General features: G+C 44.3%; 6 protein-coding genes. 2 read left to right on the forward strand and 4 right to left on the reverse strand.

Going from position 1 to position 2,922, the window contains the following annotated elements; all coding sequences use genetic code 11:
* Positions 1-100: 100 nt before the first annotated feature.
* Complete coding sequence (locus Q397_RS25610) at positions 101-265, forward strand: IS3 family transposase (protein ID WP_169738024.1); 165 nt, start codon at positions 101-103, stop codon at positions 263-265.
* On the opposite strand, the gene Q397_RS25165 is transcribed toward Q397_RS25610, so the two are convergent.
* Both Q397_RS25165 and Q397_RS0119985 read right to left on the reverse strand, forming a co-directional pair.
* The gene (locus Q397_RS25165) at positions 240-434 is read right to left on the reverse strand and encodes a hypothetical protein (RefSeq protein WP_156950821.1); all 195 of its coding nucleotides are present in this window, start codon (positions 432-434) and stop codon (positions 240-242) included. The genes Q397_RS25610 and Q397_RS25165 overlap by 26 nt on opposite strands.
* Positions 435-446: 12 nt before the next feature.
* Positions 447-785, reverse strand: coding sequence for a metalloregulator ArsR/SmtB family transcription factor (locus tag Q397_RS0119985; protein ID WP_028880893.1), 339 nt, complete (start codon positions 783-785; stop codon positions 447-449).
* A gap of 88 nt (positions 786-873) precedes the next feature.
* Here Q397_RS0119985 and Q397_RS0119990 point away from each other — a divergent pair, with 88 nt between their 5' ends.
* Entirely contained in the window at positions 874-1,779 is a 906-nt protein-coding gene (locus Q397_RS0119990) for an MBL fold metallo-hydrolase (RefSeq protein WP_038015068.1), read from the forward strand.
* Here Q397_RS0119990 and Q397_RS25170 read toward each other — a convergent pair.
* Entirely contained in the window at positions 1,746-2,051 is a 306-nt protein-coding gene (locus Q397_RS25170; RefSeq protein WP_156950822.1) for a hypothetical protein, read from the reverse strand. The genes Q397_RS0119990 and Q397_RS25170 overlap by 34 nt on opposite strands.
* A 55-nt stretch (positions 2,052-2,106) precedes the next feature.
* Complete coding sequence (locus tag Q397_RS0119995; protein WP_028880895.1) at positions 2,107-2,466, reverse strand: DUF6538 domain-containing protein; 360 nt, start codon at positions 2,464-2,466, stop codon at positions 2,107-2,109.
* Positions 2,467-2,922 lie beyond the last annotated feature (456 nt).

Consider the following 2,922-nt stretch of genomic DNA (forward strand, 5'->3'; position numbering starts at 1 on the left):
CTGGGGTACCCCAGAACACGATGGACAGAACGGCCGTTACATGCCATGCCTAATTCACTAACTCCTCAATGGCATCAATTATGGGAGAGGAGCAGCGGAAATGGTCTGGAAATTTGCCTTTCAGACACGCGATCATGCCAAAAAGGAATTGTTCAAATATATAAATGGATTTTCCCCAGCAAGCCGGGACGATGATAATGCAAAGAGACGCCATTCATATCTGAATGGCCTCAGCCCCATCAAGTTTGAAAGACGGGCTGGCTAAGTGAGCGAGACGCACTCCACTTTTTCCGTACAGGTCCAGTTAGAAGGAAAAAGATTTTACTGGTATCTTCAATAAAGAAGTGAACGGCATCAGCCAATTTGGTCGCTCGTTCAATACCCATAATGTCATAGGTCAGTACGTCGGCAAGCCATGTAAAAAATTCGAACATTTAAACCACCTTTCAACGTGGCGGACGATTTTTCATCGCCTTCAAACGCTTTGCATCGTTCTTGCCTTGTTCGGAATCAACCATCGCCACGATAGCTGCACCAACAGCCTGTTCCTGCCATGAAGACATGTGCTCTGAAATCCGAAAATGCATCCATTGGGCCTCTTTGCGAGATTGCACCAGACCTGCACCTTTTAATGACTTCATGTGCCGAGAAATTTTAGGCTGTGCTTCTTCCAAGGTATAAACGAACTCACAAATACAAACTTCCCCTTCGACAGCCAAAAGTGACAAGCACCTCAGGCGTATAGGGTCTGATAAGGCAGAAAAGGTTTCGATTGCATGTTTCATTTTACTTATATATATTAAAACGAATATTCTGTCAATCGCATATGCACTTGACCGGATATATACTTTTTAAGTTATACGGAAATGTAACATGAAATCTTTTCTTCTTTTTTGCGGCCTGCTGTTATCGGCAACAACGGGATATGCCCTTGAACCACAAAAAATCACTGACAACATCTATGCTTTGGTTGGCCCAAAGGAGCAACGCTCTGCCAACAATCTCGCCAATAACGCAACATTTGGCGTGATTATTACCGATGAAGGTGTTGTTCTTGTTGATCCGGGCGGTAGTTGGAACGGAGCACGTCAAATCGACGAAGAAATCCAAAAGGTCACGAAGCAGCCCGTCAAATACGTTATCAACTCAGGTGGACAGGATCATCGATGGTTGGGGAACGGATACTGGAAATCTAAAGGGGCAAAAATCATCGCCTCCTCTGCGGCAGTGGAAGATCATAAAAATCGAGAAAATGATCAACTGATCGCATTAGAACGCTTCCTTGGTGAAAGCTTGAAAGGAACCACCCCCTCATATGCAGACCAGACCTTCGATTCAGAATTTGAATTAAAAATTGGCGGAGAGATCATTAAAGTTCTTCATTTCGGTCAAGCCCATACACCGGGCGATAGCCTTGTCTTTATGCCTGAAAAAGAAATCATCTTTTCTGGTGACATTATCTATGTCGAACGCATTTTAGGTGTTGGTTCGCAATCAAATGCCAAAAGCTGGATTAGTGTTTTTGAGCAACTTGCTGCCTTAAAACCAAAAGTAATCGTGCCGGGGCACGGACATGTGACAACATTAGAAGCCGCTACGCAGCAAACCTATAACTACCTCACAAATCTTCGAGAGAAAATTGGCGAACACCTTGAAAACGGTGGCGACATGATTGGTTCGGTTAATGTTGATCAATCCCAATTTAGCCATTTGGAACAATTCGAGGCATTAGCCAAACGGAATGCTCAACAGGTATTCAGCGAAATGGAATGGGAATAAAGCAATTCTTCCTCAGCTGCCCAATTGAGCATTGCCGACAGTTTGTTCACATATTTGTTAATCGTGAGTGGTGCCATAGATGTCATCTTTTTCTCACGGGCGATGGTTGATATTTCTACCAGACTTTTCCGTGGAAACCGTTTCTTGGCATTGGCAGGTAAATGCCGAACGACATCCATGAATTGTCGGCAATCATCTCGTGAAATATCCGAGATCAACCGATCTTTACCAAATATCTCCATCAGGACATTATAAACTGAGATGTATGTCATCACCGTCTTCTTTGAACGAGACCGTGCCGGATCATCCATATAACGATGGTACAGGTCATCCAATGTGGGGTGACTGCTTTTCCAGAACCTCTTCTACAACCGTTTTTATCAATGCTCGAAGACCGTCATCGCCGATGTGTGGTGGAACTTTAAAACTAGACGGTCTTGTAACACTTTCCTGTAACAGTTTTGACCACTCAGATCGTCCGTTTAAGCGTCGCTGACGGGCATCGTCAAACATGGCTTCAATCTTAATGCTGACGGTTTTGTAGCGTTCTACAGCGGTCCTATAGTCCTTGGTATATAAAGATTTGACGAGTTCGTCTTTACCGATGATATGACGAACGTCAGTTGGTACCCATCGTCGATACCGCCATACATCACCACGCTTTTCCAGACCGATAATCTTACCCATGACAACACTCCGGCGGAGTATGCCTGTAACACTTGGTCGATTCTGGTCAAAAACGATCAGAAAATCGGCGATAAGAAAAGCATCTATGGACGATTTTGACGGGTCCAGACTGATACAGGGAAGTGATACAGTAGAACTCCAAATCAAAGCTCCACCATCATTTGACCAAGACGGTCTCAGAACGTTGATTGAAACGGTCGTTCAGGATGTTTTATCCGTATCGACACCTAAGAAGCCATCCATCACGTTGACGACCTCTACCATCGTTATATGGATGATCCTGCTCGTAATCGTTCACGCAAGACGGTGATGGCGTATCAATCGGTTTATAATGTGCTGATAGGCATCTTCGGTGCCGATAAATGGCGTAGCCCCCAAAAAGTGATCCACACGAAATGTTAGTTTTTCTGGCTTATTCAAATCCATGGATAAGGAGAAAAGACATGGGAAAACTGA

It is taken from the genome of Terasakiella pusilla DSM 6293, assembly GCF_000688235.1.
Lineage (GTDB): Bacteria > Pseudomonadota > Alphaproteobacteria > Rhodospirillales > Terasakiellaceae > Terasakiella > Terasakiella pusilla.